Source organism: Humidesulfovibrio sp. (genome assembly GCF_030689645.1).
GTDB lineage: Bacteria > Desulfobacterota > Desulfovibrionia > Desulfovibrionales > Desulfovibrionaceae > Humidesulfovibrio.
Map to the genome: position 1 here is coordinate 116,672 of NZ_JAUYFU010000020.1, position 21,179 is coordinate 137,850.

Below are 21,179 nucleotides of genomic sequence, written 5' to 3' on the forward strand. Positions count from 1 at the left end.
TGCCTTCCTCCCCGGCCTAGTAGAACAGGATGGGCCTGGGCAGACGGTAGTCCTCCCAGGGCTTGCCCTGGTGGGCCGCCAGGCCTTCCATGAGATAATGGGCGCGCAGGAACATTTCCCGTGCAAAGTCGTAGTTGAGTTCGAAGCGCGTGCTGGTGGTGAGGGAGCGCGCAAGCCCCAAGGCCAGCCGGGCCTGCCAGGCGCCGTCGCCAATGTCGTCGGCGAAATCGCGCGAGTAGTCGTAGAATGAGGCGATCATGTGGTTGATGCGCCGCCGCAGGCCCGGCTCGAAGATGGGCATGCGGAAGAAGGAGACGAGAAACACCGAGGTGTCCTGGATGAAGTCGCCTCGGCGGGTGCGGTGCAGGTCCACGTAGTGCATGCGCGGCGCGGCCTGATCGAACACGATGTTGTTGGCGTTGAAGTCGCCATGCAGCAGCACGGTCATGGGCGCGCGCAGGCAGGCCTCAATGTCGCAGCACTGGGCGATGAGCTCGTCGGTGCTGGGAATGGCCACCGGGCCAAGGGTGCGCGCCGGGCGGAAGAAGTCCGGGTGCACGTGGCGCACGGCCGCCATGCGGTCCTTGAGCTGGCCCATGGCGCCCAGCGGAGCCTCGCCCATTTCCAGGGTGGAGCGCCAGATGTCGCCAACGGTCTGCTCGAACACGAAGATGGCGTCCTCAAGGATGTCCTCGCTGGCGGTGAGCACCACCTCGGTCCAGGTGCAGCCGGGCAAGAACTCCACCAGCATGGAGGCGCTGTCGCCCTCCTCGTGGTAGCTGAAGATGCGCGGCCCGGTGCCCGGCGAGACCCGTGCCCAAAGCTCCAGATTCTCGCGCTCGCGGCGGATCTTCTTGATGTTGCCTTCCTTGAAGATGCCGCCCTGGGTCGGGTCGAGGGGCGCGCCGGCCTGCGCCTCCCTGGTGCTCACCCGTCCGATGCGGCAGCCGGAGCGGGTGCCCCAGATGGAGCGGAAGTCGATGTCGTCCAGATCGCCCTCGAAGCCGGTCTTGGAGAGGGTTTGCTGCAGGGCTTGGAACTGCTCGATCTTGATCTTCTCGCCGATGACGGAGAAGAGCAGGGCCTCGCCGATGTTCAGAAGCGAGTCGCCGATGCGCTCCAGATAGCGGAAGAGGAAGATGGCCGTGACGCCGTTCTGCACGTCGCGCCCCTGGCGCAGCTCCTCCATCAGCGCGTCGAATGCCTCCTTGTACAGGCGGTCCAGATCGAACTCCGCCCGGCAGATGCCCAAGGCCCCGTTGACGTCGGCCCGCGAGCGTACTTCAAGAATGCGCGAAAGCCCTTCCTGGATGATGTCGAACAACGGGCCGGGATTCTGGCGCACCAGCACCGAGAGGTCCTTCAGGTAGCGCATCTGCCCTGCGATGTTTACGCAATAGTCGGCAATGCGCTCCAGGTTGGCGGAAATGATCTGCAAACCGCGGATGCGGTCGATGTCGCGCTTGGACAGGCCGCGCCCGCTGTGAATGCGGGAGTAGCACTTGTCCTCCACGATGTCCTTCAGGTTGTCGATGTAGCCGTCGCGGGAGACCACCTTGTCGTAGCCCGCGTGGGTGGGCGCGGACACGAAGGCGCGGGTCTCGCTCATCTGGCTGGTGACTTCGAGCACCAGGAAGCGGAAATTCTCCTCCAAACCCTCAAGGCCGTTCATGTCAGGCCTCGATCTTCAGGGTTTCTCCGGCCTTGGGCGCGTCGTCTTCCGGGCAGCGCCAGGCGATGGTCAGCGCCAGCCGGCCAGAGCCGCCGCGCTTCCTTGCCTTCACGGTGAAGGTCAAAAGCTCCGCAGGCTGGAGCACGAACTCCTCCTGCCCGGCGGCCACCACCAGACGGCCCTTGCGCAAGCCCTCCATGACGGCTTCCAGATACTTGCGGATGCTCTCTGCATCCTGCATGGATTCAAACACGAACTTCTGGTCGTAGCCCATGTGGCCCCCTTCTCCCCTGCCTAGCCGTCAAGCCGGGCGCTGTATTCCTCAATGACCCGCGCGCGGTCCATGTCCGCCACGATGAGCTTCTTGCCGATGGACAGATCGTCCCAGGCTGGCTGCAGCCCGATTTCACGCCGGGCTTTGTTTGGATCGGTCCCGCTGCGCACTGGCAGGGTTTTTTCGCCCATGTGGGTGTCGTCGCCCATGAACACCAGCATGCGGCGCTCGCCGTTGCCGCGCCGCCGGTTCTTCTCGTACAGCACCGAGATGAGAAACTCCGTGTAGCGCTGTGACTGCGGGTTCCACACCTCGTAGCCGTCCACGTCGTAGCTGGCCAGCAGTATGGGCCAGAACTGCTCCGGGTGGGGGATGACCACCCCGCCGCCGATGCCGCGCACCTCTTCAATAAATTCCGTGGTGCGGTAAAAATACGTGAGCGGGAACTGCGTCTTGACCACAGCCTTGACCTCTTTCAGGAACACCTGCACGCGGTTTGCCGCCGCATCGCCCAGCAGCGGGCGCAGGCCGTCCACAAAGTTGCGCACCAACTTGTTCTTGATGGCGTCCACCGACATGTCGCCCGCATGTCGTTCCAGCAGGGCCTCAAGCTTCAGGCAGCAGATGCGCGCCAAGGCCACCACTGTCTCGTCCGAGCCTGACTCCTTGGCCGCATGGGCCAGGCGCTCCTCGTCGGGTTTCGTCACCGTGGTCAGATAGTCGATGAGCTGGCTGGAGCGGTAGGCGTGGGTGTGGGCCAGCATGCTCTTCAGCACATGGGCGTCCCGCAGTTTCTCCGTGCGGAAGTGCAGCAAAAGCTGCACCTTTTGGTTGAACCCGCGCGAGTAGCAGTCCACCTCCACCCCGGTGTATGGCCCGTACTCCATAAGTACGTTGTGCTGGGTGGGAATGATGAGGCTTTTGCGCATGGCCGGGTAGCTGGCCTCGATGCGTTGCTTGATGAGCGGCAGGGGCACATGCTCCGGGTGCCAGTGCACGGCCAGCACAGAGTCCTGGGCGGGCTGCACCGCGCCGGGGGTAAGGATGCGCCTCTCAGCCTCGGCGTCCAGGCTGGTGTCGACAAGGGCGGCGAAGAGCCGTTCGTCGAACTCCGTCACGTCCGCAGTGAGGGTTTCCGGGGCCGGGGCCTCCGCAGGCTGGCGATGCTGTTCGCGTTTCATCCGTGCTCCTTGCCCGCCGGATGCGGCAGGGCGAAAATATCACCGAAACTGGGCGTGACAGGCGGACTTGCGGCGCTCCAGGCGCGCAAGCACCTCGGAAAACGCCGCCGCGTCGCGGGCGCTCACGGCCCGGCGCAGGGCGCGTGCATCCTCAAGATAAGCCGAGTTGGCCTGCCTGAGCTCTGCGGCTTCCGGCCCGCCTGCGCCCTTGAGGGGCTGGGCCGTTTCAGCCATGGACTCGCCCAAGGCCAAAAAAGACTCCACAACGTCCTGGGCAGGCATGCGGCCTTCCTCCGCAGCCTTGCGCAAGGCCTTGTAGTCCGCCTGCAGGGCCTTCTTGAGCTGACGGTACTTCTCTCGCCCGCGGGCTGCGGCGTCCGCCGCCTTGGGATCGCCCTGGGCCTTGGCGGGTGCCTGGGCGTGAACTGTTGCCGCCGGACTGGAAATCGTGCCCGCCACATGCTTCTTCGTGGGCACGCGCAGCTCGGGGCCGCCCTTGGCCTTGAGCTTGAGCGTGAAGCCTTGGCCCGCGCCATCGGCGGCGGCCACCAGCACCAGCTTGCGCAGCTCCCCGTCCCGTCCGCTTGCCGGCAGTCCCGCCAGTTCGCCGGACTGTGGTGCGCCGGACTCCAGCGCGTCGGCCAGGGCGCGCAGAAAACGCGGCAGATCGGCGGCATCAAGATCCGTCTCAAGCTTCCAGGAGCTCATGCGCCCTCCCTTCTTCTCCAGCTCTTTCGCTTGGCTTTTGCCGCATTTGCCATGCTACGAGATTCGGCCCCGCCCGGCAACCGTCCGGCGGATGCCGCCCAGGCGCTCGATCTCGACCAGGGCCAGCTCCACCAGCTCCGGCAGGGGCGCTTCAGCCGGGAGCACCACATGGGCGCAGGAAAGGTACAGCGCGCCGCGCTCGGCCAGCACCTGGCTCACCTCGTCCACCACGCCGCCCCCGGTGAGGGTGGGCCGCTGGGCCTCCAAAGGGTTGCGCAGCAGCCGCCCGGCCAGAACCTCGGGCGAGGCCTTGAGATAGAGCACGATGCCTTTTTCCAGCAAGTCGCGGTTCTCCTGCCGCAGCACGATGCCGCCGCCGCAGGAAACCACCTGCCCGGAGAACACCGCAACCTCTGCCAGGGCGATGCTTTCTGCCTCGCGGAAGGATTCCCAGCCGCCCGCGTCCACCAGCTCGGCCACGCTGCGGCCTGTGCGCAGGCGCACGCGGCGGTCCGTGTCCACAAAGGGCCGTTTGAGCCGGGCCGCCAGCTTGCGGCCCAGGGTGGTCTTGCCGCTTGCGCGCGCGCCGATGAGGTAAATATTCCGCTCGCCCGACATGATCCTTGGCCCCCTCTTTCGCCTGTGATGTGCCATGGACCATAGGACAAATTCACGCCGGAGACAAACGCCATCGGCATCGCAGGCTGGCTGCTGCTGCCGGAATCCTGCGGGGTCTGCTCCGACCTTGCATATAGGGCCGCTTGCGACTAGACTGCGCCCCTCCTGGGCGCTCGAAGCCCCATCCCACACTCAAGGAACATCAATGAAAACCGCCATCTTTGGATTCTCCGGCTCCGGCAAGACCGACATGTTCGCCGCCCTTGCGGGCGAAAAGGCCGCCGTGGCCGGAAACCGCGCCATGGTCAAAGTGCCCGAGCCGCGCCTGGACCCGCTCATCAAGCTCTTCAACCCCAAGAAGATCACCCTGAGCGAAATCGAGTACCTGGACGTGCCTGGCGGCGGCGGCAAGGGCCACGGCCTGGGCGAGCGCGTGCTGAACGACATCCGCCCCTATGACTGCCTGCTGTGCACCCTCGACGCCTTTACCGGCCTTTCCGACCCGAAGCAGCAGTACGGCGCGGTGGAGGCCGACCTCCTGGTCAGCGATCTGGCCGTCATTGAGAAGCGCCAGGAGCGCATGGCCAGCGACAAGAAGAAGAACAAGGACCTTGTCGACAACAAGGAAGAGGAATGCTTGGCCAAGGCTCGCGCCCTGCTGGAGGACGAAAAGCCCCTGCGCGTGGACCCCGCCCTGTGCGACGAGCCCTCCATGCGCGGCTACCGCTTCCTCACCGCCAAGCCCATCCTCTACGTTTGGAACGTGGCTGAAACCGCCATGGACTCCTTTGAAGTGCCCGCCGACGGCCTGGGCCAGATGCACATGAGCGTTTCCGCCCGCCTGGAGCGCGAACTGGCAGCCATCGGCGACCCCGAGGAGCGCGCCATGTTCCTCACCGACCTGGGCCTCACGGAAAGCGCCCTCGACAAGGTCATCTCGCGCACCTACAAGCTCCTGGGCCTCATGAGCTTCCTCACCGCAGGCGACAAGGAAGTGCGCTCCTGGCCCGTGCGCGTGGGCTCAACCGCCCCGGAATCCGCCGGCGTCATCCACACCGACTTCCAGAAGGGCTTCATCCGCGCAGAGGTCATCGGCTATCAGGACTTCCTCAAGGCCGGCGACTTCAAAAAAGCCAAGGAGCTGGGCCTTGCCCGCCTGGAAGGCAAGGATTATATCGTACAGGATGGCGACATCATCGAATTCCGCTTCAACGTGTAGCGCGCCATCCCACAAGGGAGGTCCACCATGCCTGACCAGAACCTGCACGAGGTGCTCATAGACCTCTCGCGCTGCAACGCCTGCTCCGGCTGCTCCGAAATCTGCCCGGAAATCTTCGGGTGGGATGCGGACCTGGAACGGCCCTACCTGACCCGGTCCATGGCCACGCACGACGAGGTGCGGGAAGCCATCGCGCTGTGTCCCAAGCGCTGCATCACCGCTGAGGGCTGGGAAGAAGAAGACTATTAGAACCGCGCATGAAGAGAATCATTTCTGAGGGGGGAATCATTCCCCCCCGAAACAAATAGCTTTTGTCCCCTTTCTCTGGCCTAGCCTTCAAGCAGGGTGGTGCGGCCGTCTTCCACGAAGAACAACAGGGTGTAACGACTTTTCATTGTGGCGATGAGGCTGTCCATGCTGTGCTCCCCCAGGTCTGCTATACGCACGTAAGCGTTGCGGAAGCCTGGGTCCGCATGGTCGTGGGAGGTGAACACGCTGGCGAAGCGCACGCCCTCGCCGCGCAGGAACTCAAGCATCGCGGCGAGCGGGCCGGCCTTGGCCTCAAGGCGCAGGGCGATCTGCGGGCCGCCGCGCTGCACGCCTGAAGCGGTGCAGAGGAAACGGAACACGTCGGCCACGGTGATGATGCCCACCAGCCGCCCGGCTTCATCCACCACCGGCAGGCCGCCGAACTTGTGGCGCATGAGGATGCTGGCCACCAGGTCCACTGGAGTGGTGGGCGAAACGGTCATGGGTTCGGGGGTCATGATGTCGGCGGCGCGCAGGCTGTCCAGGCTGCCTCCGGTGGCGGCGTCGCCGGGGAGATATTTGGAGGGCATGGCATCGCGTATGTCGCGGTCGGAAACGATTCCTGTGAGGCGGCCCTGTTCATCGATGACCGGAAATTGACGCACTTTCTTGGTGCGCATGATTTCTGCGGCATCGACGACGGTTGTCTTAAGCCCAAGCGTAATGACGTTCTTGGTCATCCAGTCGCGTACGAGCATAGGCGTGGCCTCCTGGGGGGTGCTGTATGCGTTTACAATACCTGTACAGTCGGAAATGTCAAAGGGCTGCAGCGGGGTGAATCCCGGCTGCTCCATGGTTGGCTCCCCTAGCGCTGCGGCGTGATCCGCGTTTCCTGCTGGTGCCAGGCCCAGGCCGTGGCGATGATTTCGCGGATATCGGAAAACTGCGGCCTCCAGCCGAGCACTTCACGGGCTTTTGATGCATCCCCCACCAGGCGCGGCGAGTCCCCAGGGCGGCGCGGAGCTTGGCGCACGCGGATGTCGCGCCCGGTGACTTCTCGGGCGGCTTCTACAATTTCGCGCACGGAATGCCCCTGGCCGTTGCCCAGGTTGATGGGCCCGGAGGCACCGCCGTTTTGAAGATGCCGCAGTGCCGCGATGTGCGCATCGGCAAGATCCTGAACGTGGATGTAGTCGCGGATGGCGGTGCCGTCTGGCGTTGGGTAGTCGTCACCGAAAATGTCCAGATGTTCGCGTTGGCCCAGGGCCACTTGCAGCACAAGGGGGATGAGGTGCGTCTCTGGATTGTGGCGTTCGCCCACCTCGGCCTCAGGGTCGGCTCCGGCGGCGTTGAAGTAGCGCAGGGCCACGTAGTTCAGGTCTCCGGCCTGCGCCAGGTCTTGCATGATGCCCTCAATCATGAGCTTGCTTTTGGCGTAAGGGGAAATAGGGCCGCAGGGATGCGCCTCCGACAGCGGCACGTCGAAGGGCGGGCCATACACCGCGCAGGAGGAGGAGAAAACCAGGTTCTTGACATCATGGCGGCGCATGGCTGCCAGGAGCGCGATGGTTCCAGCCACGTTGTTCTGATAGTAGAGCAGGGGCTTGCGCACGCTTTCGCTCACCTGGCTGGCGGCGGCGAAGTGGACCACGGTGTCGATGTTGCGGCTGCTGAACAGCCGGTCCAGGGTCACGGGGTCGCACACGTCGCCTTGGATGAAGGCGCCCCAGCGTGCGAAGTCGCGGTGCCCGGTGGCGAGATTGTCGAGTACAGTTGTTTCAAGGCCTGCGGAGTTGAGCCGCTTGGCCGTATGCGCGCCTATGTATCCGGCTCCGCCGGTAACGAGTATTTGTCCCATGATGAGAGGTTAGCAGGAAGAGGCGGCGCATGGCAAGGGCTGCGACATATGCCCCTGCCCATCAAGAATTTCGCAACCCCAGGGTCTCGATGCGTTCCGCCGCCTCCTTGACGCCGCTGCCGGAGCGGCACAGCGCAGCGCAATGGGCGCAACGCGTGGCCGTCTCGGCTGAGTTCAGGAGCCTGTCGATGGCAGCAGCTGCGCGCACGGCCTGGAAGCGACTGGGGGGCAGCACTTCGGCTACTCCAAGGCGCTTAAGAATGTCGGCATTGTCCGGTTGGTCGAGGCTGAAGGGGGTGACCAGCTGGGGCACACCGGCTCGCAGGCACCGGGCGGCAGTGCCCACCCCGCCATGGTGGATCACCAGAGCCGCATGCTTCAACAGCCAGCTGAAGGGCGCATACGTTGTGTGAATCACTCCGCTTGGCAGCCGGGTCGGGATCTGATCCCGGGCGGGGGTTACCAGCAAGGCCCGACGGCCCAGCAGCCGGGCAGCCTCCGCCGCCTGTGCGAAGAGCTCCTTGGCGTGCTGCATGGCTGTTCCCGCCGTTACCACCAACGGCGGTGTTCCGTTTTCAACAAAGGCGCGCAGCTCGGCATCGGGCTCGCCGCCGCCCTCCTGCCACACGAAATCAGTTGTCACCGACGCTGGCGGCCAGTCTTCCTGTCGCTTGGCGAACCAGCCAGGAAACAGGCAGAGCGTGAGGTGTGGCGAGTGCAGCCAATTGCGCATGATGTCGCGCACTGGGGTGAGGCCCAATTCCGCGCGCAGGGTGTTAAGGGGCTCCGCCACCACGGGGTCCACCACGCGCCGGAACAGCAGGTCCAGAATCCAGCGCCGGAGCGGTCGCGGCAGGATGCGCAAATCCGGCAGGCCGGGCAGCACCGGGGGGGAATCCAGGCTGTGGATGGCTGCTGGCTGCAGGTGCACCGTTGCCAGGGGAATGCCCAGGCGTTCCGATGCCAGGCGCGCGCCGAAGGCCAGGTAGCTGGAGGCCAGCACAAGGCCCTGCCTGGGCTGCGCTGCAATGAGATCATAGAGCGGCCGCATGGCCGGAAGTGTGACGGACTGCATGAGGAAGCGGTAGCTGTGGCGGTGGTCCCACAGACGCGGGTCCGCAGTCAGCTTGGCGTACCGTTCGGCATTGCCGAAGGGGATGAACCCGACCCCCGCCGCCTCCACTGTTGGCTGGAAAAGCGCGTTGGCGATTATCGTTGGGCGGTGTCCCCTGTCCTGCAGGGCTCGTGCGAGGCCGATGAAGGGGTGCACATCGCCGGCGCTGCCGAAGGTCGGCATAAGAATGGTCAGTGGGGGGCCGTTAATCATGCGTGTCTCCAAAAAATTGGCTCCTGCCGACTACTCCCCTGGCCGAAGTTGCAGGCAGGCCAGCGCGCGAAAAAAAAGGGGGACGCCCCGAAGGACGTCCCCCCAAGTGGACTTGAAGATGGTCAGGTCAATTACATGGCAGAGCCGGAAGCGGCTTTCTGCATCTTGACTTCAACCTTCTCGGTCAGACCAGCGTAGTACTTGCGCAGGATGACCAGGCACTCCTCGCGGCCGAAGTGATCGGGAACCTCGCCACCCTCGGACAGCAGCTTGCGCAGCTTGGTGCCGGACAGGATGACGCGGTCTTCCTTGGAGTGGGGGCAGGTGCGCAGGGAGGCCATGCCGTCGCACTTCACGCAGTAGAAGGTCCAGTCGATCTTCATGGCCTGGGTCAGCAGGTCCTTGGAGGCATCGCCGGTGACCGGGATCTTGTCGAAGATCTCCTGGGCCTCAAACATGCCGTAGAAGTCGCCAACGCCAGCGTGGTCACGGCCGACCAACAGGTCGCTCATGCCGTAGTTCTGGCGGAACAGGGCGTGCAGCAGGGCCTCGCGGGGACCGGCGTAGCGCATGTCCAGGGGGTAGCCGGCCTGGATGACGTTCTTCTTCACGAAGTAGTGCTCGACCAGGGTGTTGATGGCGTCAACGCGGACTTCGGCCGGGATGTCGCCGGGCTTCAGAGCGCCAACCAGGGAGTGGATGACGACGCCGTCGCACACTTCAACGCCGATCTTGCACAGGTACTCGTGGGAGCGGTGCATGGGGTTGCGGAGCTGCAGGGCGGCGACTTTCTTCCAGCCGCGCTCGTCCATCTCAGCGCGGAGCTGAGCGGGGGTCTTGTACACGCCGGGGAACTTCTCGGGGAAGCCGCCCTCGGACAGGACCTTCACAGGGCCGGCCAAGCAGAACTTCTTGCGGGCGAGAACCATCTGGACACCGGGGTGATCCTTGATGGCGGTGCCCATGAAGTCGGCCTGGCTGTCAGCGCCTTCGCCCTTGTAGTTCTTCTCGCACTCAAAGACTTTCTCGGCTTCGGTGAGCTCGAACACTTCGGTGACCTTCATGGTGGCCATGACGGTGCCGTTGCGCTCCAGGGTGATCTCTTCGCCGGCCTTAACGGAGGCGTCGTCGGTGGCGAGCATGACGGGGATGGGCCAGAAGGTGCCGTCGGTCAGGGTGAACTTCTCGCACACGCTATGCCAGTCGGCCTTGCCCATGAAGCCGGTCAGCGGGCTGAAGCCGCCGATGCCCATCATGATCAAGTCGCCCTTCTCCTGGGAGGAGATTTCGATCTTCTTCAGGCCAGCGGCCTTCGTGATTTCAGCGGCGAGCGCGGCGCCTTCGAGCAAGCAGCAGACGAGGCCTTTACCGCCATGAGGGGGAACGAGTTTCGATGCCATCTCCGTTTCTCCTTAAGAAAAAATACCGGTTTGAAGTGTGCAACTACCTCTGCCAAAACCATGGCCCCACGGGGAGGTGCGCCACACGCACAAGCCCTGGGGCTCTAGGGGTCGGTGTCCGAGGCCGGCGCTTGTGCGCCAACCCACCGGGCCTGATGCGGAAATCCGCAGCCCTTGGACGAATTAAGCATGCTTACTATGCGCCGATTGTGAAAGTTGTGTCAAGAGCATTTTCTGGGCAAGAATTGAAAGCCCAGCTCAAGGATTCGGAATCTGGCGCTTTCCATATCAATACGTCCACAAGGCACTCGGTTCATTTCAAAAAAGGGCTTGCGCAAACTAGACAGGGTGGGCTATGGGCACGCAAGCTACGGCAAAAATGACGGCTTGAGAGAGCGTCGCGAAGTACCAGAGCCTGCTCAGAAATTGGAAGTATCGGCCCCAGCAGGGCTTCCAACGGCGTGAACAGGCCGAGCTTGTCCCGGGATGCGGGCAAGGTGAAGGGGCAAACCGAAGGCTTGTCCAAAAATTCACTTTCGCCTTGACACCCCAGGACAGGCCGGGTAATCGTGATTTTTCACAAGTCCGTGCCTTTAATTAGCACGTAGTTGGCTGTGGTTCGTGTCGGTGACTGCTTTAATTTAAACCTGTTAGGAGGAAGTGTTATGCCGACCTTTGTCAATCCGGAAAAATGCGACGGCTGCAAGGGTGGCGAGAAGACCGCCTGCATGTACATTTGCCCGAACGACCTCATGATTCTGGACCCCGAGGCCATGAAGGCCTACAACCAGGAGCCTGATGCCTGCTGGGAATGTTACTCTTGCGTGAAAATCTGCCCCCAGGGCGCCATCGAAGCCCGTCCTTACGCCGACTTTGCACCCATGGGTGGTACCTGCATCCCCATGCGCTCGGCTGAAGACATCATGTGGACCGTTAAGTTCCGCAGCGGCGCCGTGAAGCGCTTCAAGTTCCCCATTCGCACCACCCCTGAAGGCTCCATCAACAACTATGGTGGAAAGCCCGAAGGTGGCGACCTGAACGACGAGCTGCTGTTCACTGAGACCGCGGCTTGCCTGACCACCCCCGAAGGCGCCATCATGAAGAAGTTCGACATGGCCGAGAGTGACAAGAGCCAGTGCTGGCTCGACGCTGTCTGCGACTAGTTCCAGCAGCGGGTCACCGCTTGATTTGAGTTGCGAAGGCATTGAATTCTTTCAATCAACTCTAGAGAGCATACGGAGGTAGCTATGCCTCAGATTCCTTCTAAAGAAATCGTCAAAGGCGTTCCCCTGTCTGAGCCGACGATCGTTGAGCAGCATGCTGATATCCTGATGGTCGGCGGCGGCATGGGCAACTGCGGCGCCGCTTTTGAAGCGTGCCGTTGGGCCGACAAGATCGGTGGCATCTCCATCCTGCTGGTCGACAAAGCCTCCCTCGAGCGCTCCGGCGCCGTGGCCCAGGGCCTGTCCGCCATCAACACCTACATTGGCAAAGAGCAGAAGGCCGACGACTACGTCCGCATGGTCCGCACCGACCTCATGGGTCTGGTTCGCGAAGACCTGATCTACGACCTGGGCCGTCACGTCGACGACTCCGTTCACCTGTTCGAAGAGTGGGGCCTGCCCGTCTGGATCAAGAAAGACGGCCACAACCTCGACGGCGCCCAGGCCAAGGCCGCTGGCCTGTCCCTGCGCAACGGCGATGCCCCCGTGCGTTCCGGCCGTTGGCAGATCATGATCAACGGTGAGTCCTACAAGGTCATCGTTGCTGAGTCCGCCAAAAAGGCTCTGGGCGACGACCGTTACATCGAGCGCATCTTCATCGTGAAGCTGCTCCTCGACGCTAACACCCCGAACCGCATCGCCGGCGCCGTTGGTTTCAGCACCCGCGAGAACAAGGTTTACGTCTTCACCTGCAATGCTTGCCTCGTGGCTTGCGGCGGCGCGGTCAACGTGTTCCGTCCCCGCTCCACTGGTGAAGGCATGGGTCGCGCTTGGTACCCCGTGTGGAACGCCGGTTCCACCTACACCATGTGCGCTCAGGTTGGCGCTGAAATGACCATGATGGAGAACCGCTTCGTGCCCGCCCGCTTCAAGGACGGTTACGGCCCGGTCGGCGCTTGGTTCCTTCTGTTCAAGGCCAAGGCCACGAACTACAAGGGCGAAGACTACTGCGCCACCAACCGCGCCATGCTGAAGCCCTACGAGGATCGCGGCTACGCCAAGGGTCACATCATCCCGACCTGCCTGCGTAACCACATGATGCTGCGTGAAATGCGTGAAGGCCGTGGTCCCATCTTCATGGACACCAAGACCGCGCTGACCACCACCATCAATGGCGACTTCAAGAGCCCCCTCTGGAAGCACCTTGAGTCCGAGGCCTGGGAAGACTTCCTCGACATGTGCGTTGGCATGGCCAACCTGTGGGCCTGCACCAACTGCGCTCCTGAAGAGCGTGGCTCCGAGATCATGCCCACCGAGCCGTACCTGCTCGGTTCGCACTCCGGTTGCTGCGGCATCTGGGTTTCCGGTCCGGACGAGGCCTGGGTTCCCGAGGAGTACAAAGTCCGCGCCGAGAACGGCAAGGCCTACAACCGCATGACCACCGTCATGGGTCTGTGGACCTGCGCTGACGGCGTTGGCGCCTCCGGCCACAAGTTCTCCTCCGGCTCCCACGCTGAAGGCCGCATCTGCGGCAAGGCGATGGTCCGTTGGGTCCAGGATCACAAGGACTTCAAGCCCACCTTGGCTGTGAAGGCCGCTGATCTTGCCAAGGAGATCTACCAGCCCTGGTACACCTACGAGCAGTTCAAGGGTGCTTCCACCGCTCCGGACGTCAACCCCAATTACATCACTCCGAAGAACTTCATGATGCGCCTCATCAAGTGCTCCGACGAGTACGGCGGAGGCTGCGCCACCCTGTACATGACCTCCGGCGCTCTTCTGAAGACCGCCTTCTGGCTCATGGGCATGCTTGAGGAGGACAGCAAGAAGCTGGCCGCCCGCGACCTGCACGAGCTTATGCGCGCGTGGGAGCAGTTCCACCGCCTGTGGACCGTGCGCCTGCACCTGCAGCACATCGAGTTCCGCGAAGAGACCCGTTACCCCGGCTTCTACTATCGTGGCGACGCGATGGGCCTGGACGACTCCAAGTGGAAGTGCTTCGTGAACTCGAAGTACGACCCGGCCAAGAAAGAAGTGAAGATCTTCAAGAAGCCTTACATCCAGATTATCCCCGACGCTCAGTAAAGGGATAGCGAGTTGACATCGGCGGCTGCGGGTTCAAAAGGCCCGCAGCCGCCACACTTCCCAGACGGGGAAGTGGTCTGAACCCGTGCTGGAACACCATTGTTGCAGTCCGGGTTCGGGCCATTTTCACGGCTGGGGCAATTTCCGCCAGTCTGGGGGCATAAGCCGCAAAAGCCCAAGCGTGGCTTTCGCTTAAGCCCTGCCCCCTGCGGGCAAGGGGAAATCCCAAGCCGAGGCAACAGAGCCCATCGGCCCGGACCGGAGAAATAAGCTGGTCTGGCACACTACAGAGGGAGGACAGCGAATGTCGAACAACAGTATTCTCGTCGTCGGCGGCGGATTCGCCGGGATCACCGCCGCCCTCGAGGCCGCGGAAGTCGGTCACGAGGTCTACATCGTCGAGACGAATCCATATCTCGGCGGTCGGGTGGCGCAGCTCAATCAGTATTTCCCGAAACTCTGCCCGCCTTCCTGCGGCCTGGAAATCCAGTTCCAGCGCATCAAGAACAACCCCAAGGTGAAGTTTTTCACCATGGCCGAGGTGGCGAGCGTCACCGGCGGCCCGGGCGCTTTTGACGTCAAGATCAAAATCCGCCCGCGTTACGTCAATGCCAACTGCACCATGTGCGGCGACTGCGAAAAAGCGGCCACCACCAGTGTGAAGAGCGAATTCGATTTCGGCATCGCTGATCGCAAGGTCGCCTACAGCACGCACCTCTTCGCCTTCCCGCAGCGCTACGTGGTCGACGCGGCCGCCTGCGCCCCCGGCGAGATGGACGCCATCAAAGCGGCCTGCCCCTACGACGCCATCGATGCTGGCGACACCGAGAAGACCCTGGACCTCCAGGTGGGCGCCATCGTGTGGGCCACCGGTTGGAAGCCCTACGACATGGAGAAGCTGACCAACCTGGGTGGCGGCAAGCTCAAGAACGTGGTGTCCAACATGCAGTTCGAGCGCCTGGCGGCCCCCAACGGCCCCACGGCAGGCCAGATCCTGCGTCCCTCCGATGGCAAGGCGCCCAAGCGCATCGCCTTCGTGCAGTGCGCCGGTTCTCGCGACGAGAACCACCTGAGCCATTGCTCGTACATCTGCTGCATGGCTTCCCTCAAGCACGTGACCTACATCCGCGAGAAGAATCCGGATGCCCAGGTCACCATCTACTACATCGACCTGCGCACCCCAGGCCGCTACGACAACTTCATGCAGAAGGTGTCCGCCGACGACAAGCTCACGCTCGTCAAGGGCAAGGTCGCCAATATCGTTGAATGCGAGTGCCAGAGCCCCATCGTCACCGTTGAGGACGCTGTCACCGGCATCAAGAGTGAAGAAAAGTTCGACCTCGTGGTGCTGGCCACCGGCATGCAGCCCAGCTGCGCCGGCGCCAAGCTCCCCGTTCAGGTTCCCGTTGACGAAGACGGCTTCATCATCGGCGGCGACGACAAGGGCGTCATCGCCGCTGGTTGCGCCAAGCTGCCCCTGGACGTCATGAAGACGGCCCAGACCGGCACCGGCGCCGCCATGAAAGCCATTCAAACTGTGGTGGGGAGGTAGCTCATGGCTGAAAAGCTTGGAGTTTATATCTGTGCTGGATGCGACATCGGCAAGTCCCTCAATGTGGACGAGCTGGTGGACTACGCAAAAAAGGGCAAGCTGGCCAATATCTGTCCCGTGGTGAAGAAAAGCGCTGTGCTGTGCAGCCCTGAGGGCAAGGCCGAAGTCGAAGCCGACATCGCTGCCGAGGGCTTGGACGGCGTCGTCATCTGCGCCTGTTCCCCGCGCGTCAAGTGGGACATCTTCCAGTTCGGCCAGGCTGTCCAGGTCGAGCGGGTGAACCTGCGCGAGCAGTGCGTGTGGAGCTTCAAGGAGGACGCCAACGTCCTCGGACAGCTGCCGCTCATCGCCAAGGACTACATCCGCATGGGCATGATGAAGCTCTCCAAGAGCCGCATCCCGGCCCCGGAAACGCCTGAAACATTCAAGACCATCATGGTGCTCGGCGGCGGCTTCACCGGCCTGAACGCAGCCCTTGAGGCGGCCAAGCTCGGCAAGGACGTGGTCCTGGTCGAGAAGGCGGCCACCCTGGGCGGCAAAGCCGCAACCATGTACAAGTCCTTCCCCCTGAGCCACCCGTACACCACCGCCGAGGACACCGGCGTGAACGCCCTCATCGAGGCCGTTTCCGCCAACCCCAAGATCAAGGTGCTCACCAGCGCTCAGCTGGTGTCCATCGAGGGCGCGCCCGGCCTGTACACCGCCACTGTGAACGCCGGCGGCGAGCAGAAGCTGGAGATCGGCGCGGTTGTGCTGGCCACTGGCTGGGTTCCCGGCGAGAAAAGCTTCCTGGCCCCCATGGGCTACGGCAGCATCAAGAACGTCGTCACCGCCGCTGAGTTCGAGGCTATGGTCAAGGCGGGCGAGATCAAGCGCCCCTCTGATGGCAAGGCCCCGGCCTCTGTCGCCATCCTGACGGACGTGGCCCTGTGCACCAAGGCCGCTGTTGCTGAAGAGCCTTGCGCCGAGGGCGAAGCCGCTCCTGCCGAGGCTCCTGCCGCCGAGGGCGAGGCCGAGGTCAATCCGTATCCGTCCAAGGAAAGCGCCAAGCACCTGGCCTACAGCTCCGAGATCACCAGCCTGGTGGCCCTGAAGCACGCCGGGTACGTGGTCGAGAAGCTGCCGGGCGCAGTGGCGTACGTGCTCTATGACCACATGATGGTCCCGGGCATCAACGAGCGCTACTACAAGGCCGCGCAGGACGAGGCGGGCATCATGCTCTCCAAGGCCACCATCACGGCCGTCACCGAGGACTCCGACGGCGGCGTGCTCGTGAAGGCCAAGGACACCCTCCTTGGCGCGGACATCGAACTGAAGGCCGACCTCGTGGTGCTGCCCACGGCCATTGTGCCCGTCACCGCCCACGAGCCCACCCTGAACCTGGTCTACCGCCAGGGTCCCGGCTTCCCGGACCTGGAGCTCTTCGACGGGTTCACGGATTCCAACTACATCTGCTTCCCCTACGAGACCCGCCGCACCGGCGTTTACGCGGCTGGCTGCGTACGTCAGCCCATGACCATGGCCACCGCCCGCGAAGACGCGTCCGGCGCCGTGCTTAAGGCCGTGCAGTGCATCGGCTCCGCCAACCGCGGCGTGGCCGTTCATCCGCGCTCCGGCGACATCAGCTTCCCGGTGTTCAACTTCCAGCGCTGCACCCAGTGCAAGCGCTGCACCGAGGAGTGCCCCTTCGGCGCGCTGGACGACGATGAAAAGGGAACGCCGAAGCCGAATCCCACGCGTTGCCGCCGCTGCGGCACCTGCATGGGCGCCTGCCCCGAGCGCGTCATCAGCTTCGACAACTACAACGTCGACCAGATCGGCTCCATGATCAAGGAAGTCTACGTTCCTGACGACATGGTGACCGGCGGACCGCGCGTCATCGTGCTGGTCTGCGAGAACGACGCCTACCCGGCGCTGGACATGGCTGCCTTCCGCGGCAAGAGCTGGAGCCCCTTCGTGCGCTTCGTGCCCGTGCGCTGCCTGGGCTCGGTCAACGCCATCTGGGTGGCCGATGCGGTTTCCAAGGGCGTGGACGGCGTGATCATGCTGGGCTGCAAGTACGGCCCGGACTACCAGTGCCACTTCGTCAAGGGCTCCGAGCTGTGCAGCCGCCGCAAGATCAACATCGCCGAGTCCCTGGGACGCCTGGGTGTTGAGGCCGAGCGTGTGGAACAGTACGAAGTGTCCATCGACGAGTACGATAAGGTGCCGGGGATCATTGAACGCTTCATGACCGAAGTCATCACCAAGTTCGGGCCCAACCCGTTCAAGGGCTACTAGGAGGTTTGGAACCATGTCGAACACCGTCAGGGTTCAACCGGACCTGAAATTCGTTCAGGAACTGCAGCAGGTGGGCGGAGAGTCGCTCAAGAAGTGCTACCAGTGCGCCACGTGCAGCGTTGCGTGCCCGCTCTCCCCGGCCGACGCCCCCTATCCCCGCAAGGAGATGGTCTGGGCTCAGTGGGGCCTCAAGGACCGTCTGCTGAACGACATCGACATCTGGCTGTGCCACAATTGCGGCACCTGCTCTGATCTGTGCCCGCGGGGCGCCAAGCCGGGCGACTTGCTTGCCGCCCTGCGCAACATGGCGTACCGCAGCTTGGCCAAACCGGCCATCATCGGAACCTGGATGAGCTCAAGCAAGTTCTTCCCCATCCTGTTCCTGATTCCGGCCGTCATCTACATGTTCATCTGGTCCTTGATGGCTGGCAAGTTGGGAACCGCGTTCCCGCTGTTCGTCACCGACGGCCACGAGCTCAAGGTCGCGGCCGAGGGCGCCATCATTTACGGCGGCCTCTTCCCCGGCGACTACACCATCGACCCCATCTTCGGCGCGGTGTTTGCCTTCATGGCCTTCGCCTTTGCCGGCGGCGTCGCCAGCATGCTGAAAAGCTTCGAGTCCATGCCTCGCACCTTCATCGTGGGCCGTGGACCTGAGCCCAGCTTCCTCAGCTGCCTCATCGACACCCTGAAGAATGAAGTTGCGCAGCATAGCCGCTTCACCAACTGCGGCAAGGACGAGAAGGACACTGAACGCGTAAAGGGTCACCTGCTCGTGTTCTACGCCTTCGTGGCGCTGATGATCGTCACCGGCATTGTGGCCTTCGGTCACTGGTTCGGCGCGTGGTTCCTGCAGAAAGTCATGGGTCTTGAGGGCGGCATCGCCGCGTTTATCGCGTGGTCTGGCCACACCCCCATGCCCCTGTGGAGCCCGGTGAAGATTCTGGCCAACGCGGCTGCCCTGGCCCTGGTCATCGGTCTCACCAAGCTCACCAGCCGCCGCAGCGCGCTGGACGCCGCCAAGAGCACGTCCAACTGGTACGACTGGTACCTCATCACCGTGATCTGGGGCATTACCCTTACCGGCATCGGCAGCGAAATCTTCCGCCTCATGGGGCAGAAGATGCTGGCCTATCCCACCTACTACCTGCACCTGATCTTCGTGTTCATGCTCCTGGCCTACCTGCCCTGGTCCAAACTCGGGCACGTGGTCTACCGTACTGTGGCTCTGGCCTACGCACGCAAGATCGGCCGCCTGCCCATGGGCGCGCAGAACTAGTGGCGCAGGGAACCGATAGCAACGAAACATCAGGTTTTCTTGACCATAAGGAGGAATCCCATGGCTGAAGCAAAAATATTCCCGATGAATACCTTCGTGTCCTGCCTCAAGGGCGCGAATGCCGCCGACGCGAGCACCATTGAGCTCCTGTCCTTTCTGACCCAGAGCGACGTTGACGCGGAGTTCGCGCCCATCGCCGCCGGATTGTCCAAGGCCTGGATCTACGAGCAGGAGCCCCAGTTCGCCAAGGCCGCTGCTGGCGAGATCGCCGGGCTCGGCGAGAAAGTCGCTGTGAAGCCCCTGCCTGCCGCCGCCCTGGCCCAGGCTCAGGCCATTCTCGCCCAGATGGGCGAGCTGCGCGCCGCCAACGCAACTCTCTCCGCCCAGGTGGAGAAGCTGACTGCCGAAGTCGCCGCCAAGGGCGACGAAGTGAAGGCCCTCAAGGCCAAGCTGAAGCCCCTTGAGGATCAGGCCGCCCAGGGCGACGTGAAACTCCAGGTGTCCAACAGCAAGATGGATGAGCACATCAAGAAGCTTGAGCAGCTCATGGAAGAAGTGGCCAAGGTCAAGGCCCAGGGCGTTGTCGTTGCCGGTGTTGCCGGTGGCGCTGCTGCTGGCGCCGATGCCGGCGCTTCTGCCGGTGGCGATGCCTCCGGCGCCCCCGCTGTGGGCGGCGAGCCCGAAGCCGACTTCGGCCTGGGCTCCAACCCCTTCGCCGACGCCAACTGGTAAGTCAGCGAATCGCAGATCCATTCAAAAGCCCCTGGCTGCATACGCAGTCAGGGGCTTTTTTGTGGCGGCGGCAAGGCTTCTTTGAAGGAGCAATGCGCAAGGATCGTCAGTAGTGGAGCACCACCTTGATTTTCCGGGCAATGGTCTCAAGGGCGCGCATCGGCTTCTGGTACCACTCTTCGGTTTTGTGTTCGCGCCGCCAGTCTGAGGGGCGTGTTGGGTTGCTGTCGCCCCAAAGCCCCAGCTTATCCATGCGCGCACTGGTTTCAAGGTCCTTCAGGCCCAGGCAAAGCTCCTTGTGGCAATATTCTTCGTAGACCCATGCCAGGCCGTCAGCAACCATGACCTCGTTGACCAGGGTGCCGTTCTTGAGGCGTACAAGGGCTACGGTGCGCCCATAGCGGTCGGTCTCCACTGGTTCGATTTCGACGTCCCTGCGCGAAACGAGTGACGCGAGCCGCTTTCGCGCATTCAGGCCAAAGGCCTGTTTTGCTTCTGGCGCGTCGACGCCATAGAGCCTGATGGTGACCAGTTCGTTGTTAACGAGGCGGACTTTCAATGTGTCGCCGTCATGCACCGATACCGTGCGTGCCGGGTATGTCCACCCGACACCGGAAAGAAGAAAAGTTGAAACTAGAAATAAAGCAGAAAATTTCATCATCAAATTTTTTACATGTGAGCATTGATAAGTCAATTCGGACTGATACACGACCAGATCAGTCGTGTTCTGCGTACGAGGACTTGTTGACTGCGTACGGGATTGTGCGTAATGAGTTGGCCTTGTGTTGGATGAAGTGGGCGGCATACGAATCATTTGGAAGGTAAAGACAACATGAATGAATTGACTGACACCAAGCGCTACAATGTGCTTCTGGCGGAAGATCATGCTTTGCTCCGTCAGAGCCTCAAGGCGTATCTTGAAACACATGGGCTTTGCAAGGTAGTGGGCGAAGCGCAGGATGGCCGCGAGGCCATGCGCATGTACAAGGAGCTGAGGCCGGACATCGTGCTCATGGATTTGTCCATGCCAGGGGTGGACGGCATGGTGGCCGTGAAAGCCATCAAGCGCGACTTCCCTGAGGCCCGCATCATCGCCCTTACTGCGCACCGTAGCGAGGACTACCTCCACGCGGCCCTAGACTGCGGGGTGGATGGGTACGTAGTCAAGGCCGCCAGCGCAGAGGATCTGCTGACCGCCATACGCGCGGTGTGTCGCGGAGAGGCCTATGTGAGTCCTGAGGTTTCGGCTACGCTCATAACGGGATACCTGCGCAGCAGCCGTCCTGAGCGTAATTCTCCCCTTGAAGGGCTCACCGCTCGCGAGCGCCATATACTGCAGTTGGTGCTCCAGGGCATGAAAAACAAGGAAATCGCCGAGAGGCTCTTCCTCTCTACCCGCACGGTTGAAAAACACCGCGCCAATTTCATGAAAAAGCTGGATCTTCATAATCTGCACCAGGTGCGAGAGTTCGTGAAGGCAAACGGCGTGGATTTCGAAAAAGGGCAGTAGCCCCTTGCATGCTCAATGGATAAGAGCCGCAGGCGCATGACGTCTGCGGCTCTTTATGCGTTGCATGTGCCG

19 protein-coding genes are annotated in these 21,179 nt (G+C 62.7%); 9 read left to right on the forward strand and 10 right to left on the reverse strand.

Going from position 1 to position 21,179, the window contains the following annotated elements; all coding sequences use genetic code 11:
- Nucleotides 1-16: 16 nt before the first annotated feature.
- Genes Q8O35_RS03005 through aroL form a run of 5 tightly spaced genes read right to left on the reverse strand, consistent with a single transcriptional unit; the run spans nucleotide 17 to nucleotide 4,453 of the window.
- Complete coding sequence (locus Q8O35_RS03005; protein ID WP_305570439.1) at nucleotides 17-1,672, reverse strand: PhoU domain-containing protein; 1,656 nt, start codon at nucleotides 1,670-1,672, stop codon at nucleotides 17-19.
- A gap of 1 nt (nucleotide 1,673) precedes the next feature.
- Nucleotides 1,674-1,946, reverse strand: coding sequence for an amphi-Trp domain-containing protein (locus Q8O35_RS03010; protein WP_305570441.1), 273 nt, complete (start codon nucleotides 1,944-1,946; stop codon nucleotides 1,674-1,676).
- Nucleotides 1,947-1,966: 20 nt separating this feature from the next.
- On the reverse strand, nucleotides 1,967-3,127 hold the full coding sequence (locus Q8O35_RS03015; protein WP_305570443.1) for a hypothetical protein: 1,161 nt from the start codon (nucleotides 3,125-3,127) through the stop codon (nucleotides 1,967-1,969).
- A 39-nt stretch (nucleotides 3,128-3,166) separates the two neighbouring features.
- Nucleotides 3,167-3,835 carry a GAK system XXXCH domain-containing protein gene (locus Q8O35_RS03020; protein ID WP_305570445.1) on the reverse strand — a complete coding sequence of 223 codons (669 nt, stop codon included), beginning with the start codon at nucleotides 3,833-3,835 and terminating at the stop codon, nucleotides 3,167-3,169.
- Between the two features lie 54 nt (nucleotides 3,836-3,889).
- Nucleotides 3,890-4,453 (reverse strand): shikimate kinase AroL, encoded by a 564-nt coding sequence (gene aroL / locus Q8O35_RS03025; protein WP_305570447.1) that lies wholly within the window; start codon nucleotides 4,451-4,453, stop codon nucleotides 3,890-3,892.
- Nucleotides 4,454-4,658: 205 nt separating this feature from the next.
- Here aroL and Q8O35_RS03030 point away from each other — a divergent pair, with 205 nt between their 5' ends.
- Both Q8O35_RS03030 and Q8O35_RS03035 read left to right on the forward strand, forming a co-directional pair.
- Nucleotides 4,659-5,672: a DUF933 domain-containing protein gene (locus Q8O35_RS03030; RefSeq protein WP_305570450.1), complete on the forward strand. Its 1,014-nt coding sequence runs from the start codon at nucleotides 4,659-4,661 to the stop codon at nucleotides 5,670-5,672.
- A gap of 27 nt (nucleotides 5,673-5,699) precedes the next feature.
- Nucleotides 5,700-5,921 carry a ferredoxin gene (locus tag Q8O35_RS03035; RefSeq protein WP_305570452.1) on the forward strand — a complete coding sequence of 74 codons (222 nt, stop codon included), beginning with the start codon at nucleotides 5,700-5,702 and terminating at the stop codon, nucleotides 5,919-5,921.
- An 80-nt stretch (nucleotides 5,922-6,001) separates the two neighbouring features.
- Here the strand turns inward: Q8O35_RS03035 and Q8O35_RS03040 are convergent, their stop codons facing one another.
- From Q8O35_RS03040 to sat, 4 genes are all read right to left on the reverse strand, one after another.
- Nucleotides 6,002-6,679 carry a CBS domain-containing protein gene (locus tag Q8O35_RS03040; protein ID WP_305570454.1) on the reverse strand — a complete coding sequence of 226 codons (678 nt, stop codon included), beginning with the start codon at nucleotides 6,677-6,679 and terminating at the stop codon, nucleotides 6,002-6,004.
- Nucleotides 6,680-6,786: 107 nt separating this feature from the next.
- Nucleotides 6,787-7,779 carry a UDP-glucose 4-epimerase GalE gene (galE, locus tag Q8O35_RS03045; protein ID WP_305570456.1) on the reverse strand — a complete coding sequence of 331 codons (993 nt, stop codon included), beginning with the start codon at nucleotides 7,777-7,779 and terminating at the stop codon, nucleotides 6,787-6,789.
- A gap of 61 nt (nucleotides 7,780-7,840) precedes the next feature.
- Entirely contained in the window at nucleotides 7,841-9,106 is a 1,266-nt protein-coding gene (locus tag Q8O35_RS03050; protein ID WP_305570458.1) for a glycosyltransferase, read from the reverse strand.
- 131 nt (nucleotides 9,107-9,237) lie between these two features.
- Complete coding sequence (sat, locus tag Q8O35_RS03055; RefSeq protein ID WP_305570461.1) at nucleotides 9,238-10,506, reverse strand: sulfate adenylyltransferase; 1,269 nt, start codon at nucleotides 10,504-10,506, stop codon at nucleotides 9,238-9,240.
- Between the two features lie 665 nt (nucleotides 10,507-11,171).
- Here sat and aprB point away from each other — a divergent pair.
- The 6 genes from aprB to Q8O35_RS03085 all read left to right on the forward strand — a co-directional run bounded on the left by aprB (nucleotide 11,172) and on the right by Q8O35_RS03085 (nucleotide 19,597).
- The gene (gene aprB, locus Q8O35_RS03060; RefSeq protein ID WP_305570463.1) at nucleotides 11,172-11,669 is read left to right on the forward strand and encodes an adenylyl-sulfate reductase subunit beta; all 498 of its coding nucleotides are present in this window, start codon (nucleotides 11,172-11,174) and stop codon (nucleotides 11,667-11,669) included.
- Nucleotides 11,670-11,753: 84 nt separating this feature from the next.
- Nucleotides 11,754-13,754 carry an adenylyl-sulfate reductase subunit alpha gene (aprA, locus tag Q8O35_RS03065; protein WP_305570466.1) on the forward strand — a complete coding sequence of 667 codons (2,001 nt, stop codon included), beginning with the start codon at nucleotides 11,754-11,756 and terminating at the stop codon, nucleotides 13,752-13,754.
- Nucleotides 13,755-14,058: 304 nt separating this feature from the next.
- Nucleotides 14,059-15,306, forward strand: coding sequence for a CoB--CoM heterodisulfide reductase iron-sulfur subunit A family protein (locus tag Q8O35_RS03070; protein ID WP_305570468.1), 1,248 nt, complete (start codon nucleotides 14,059-14,061; stop codon nucleotides 15,304-15,306).
- 3 nt (nucleotides 15,307-15,309) lie between these two features.
- On the forward strand, nucleotides 15,310-17,586 hold the full coding sequence (locus Q8O35_RS03075; protein ID WP_305570470.1) for a hydrogenase iron-sulfur subunit: 2,277 nt from the start codon (nucleotides 15,310-15,312) through the stop codon (nucleotides 17,584-17,586).
- A 13-nt stretch (nucleotides 17,587-17,599) separates the two neighbouring features.
- Nucleotides 17,600-18,865, forward strand: a complete 1,266-nt coding sequence (gene qmoC / locus Q8O35_RS03080; RefSeq protein WP_305570472.1) for a quinone-interacting membrane-bound oxidoreductase complex subunit QmoC — start codon at nucleotides 17,600-17,602, stop codon at nucleotides 18,863-18,865.
- Between the two features lie 60 nt (nucleotides 18,866-18,925).
- Entirely contained in the window at nucleotides 18,926-19,597 is a 672-nt protein-coding gene (locus Q8O35_RS03085; protein ID WP_305570474.1) for a hypothetical protein, read from the forward strand.
- Between the two features lie 106 nt (nucleotides 19,598-19,703).
- Here the strand turns inward: Q8O35_RS03085 and Q8O35_RS03090 are convergent, their stop codons facing one another.
- Nucleotides 19,704-20,483, reverse strand: coding sequence for a thermonuclease family protein (locus tag Q8O35_RS03090; RefSeq protein ID WP_305570476.1), 780 nt, complete (start codon nucleotides 20,481-20,483; stop codon nucleotides 19,704-19,706).
- Between Q8O35_RS03090 and Q8O35_RS03095 the strand changes: the two genes are divergently transcribed.
- Nucleotides 20,430-21,107: a response regulator transcription factor gene (locus Q8O35_RS03095; RefSeq protein ID WP_305570478.1), complete on the forward strand. Its 678-nt coding sequence runs from the start codon at nucleotides 20,430-20,432 to the stop codon at nucleotides 21,105-21,107. The genes Q8O35_RS03090 and Q8O35_RS03095 overlap by 54 nt on opposite strands.
- Nucleotides 21,108-21,179 lie beyond the last annotated feature (72 nt).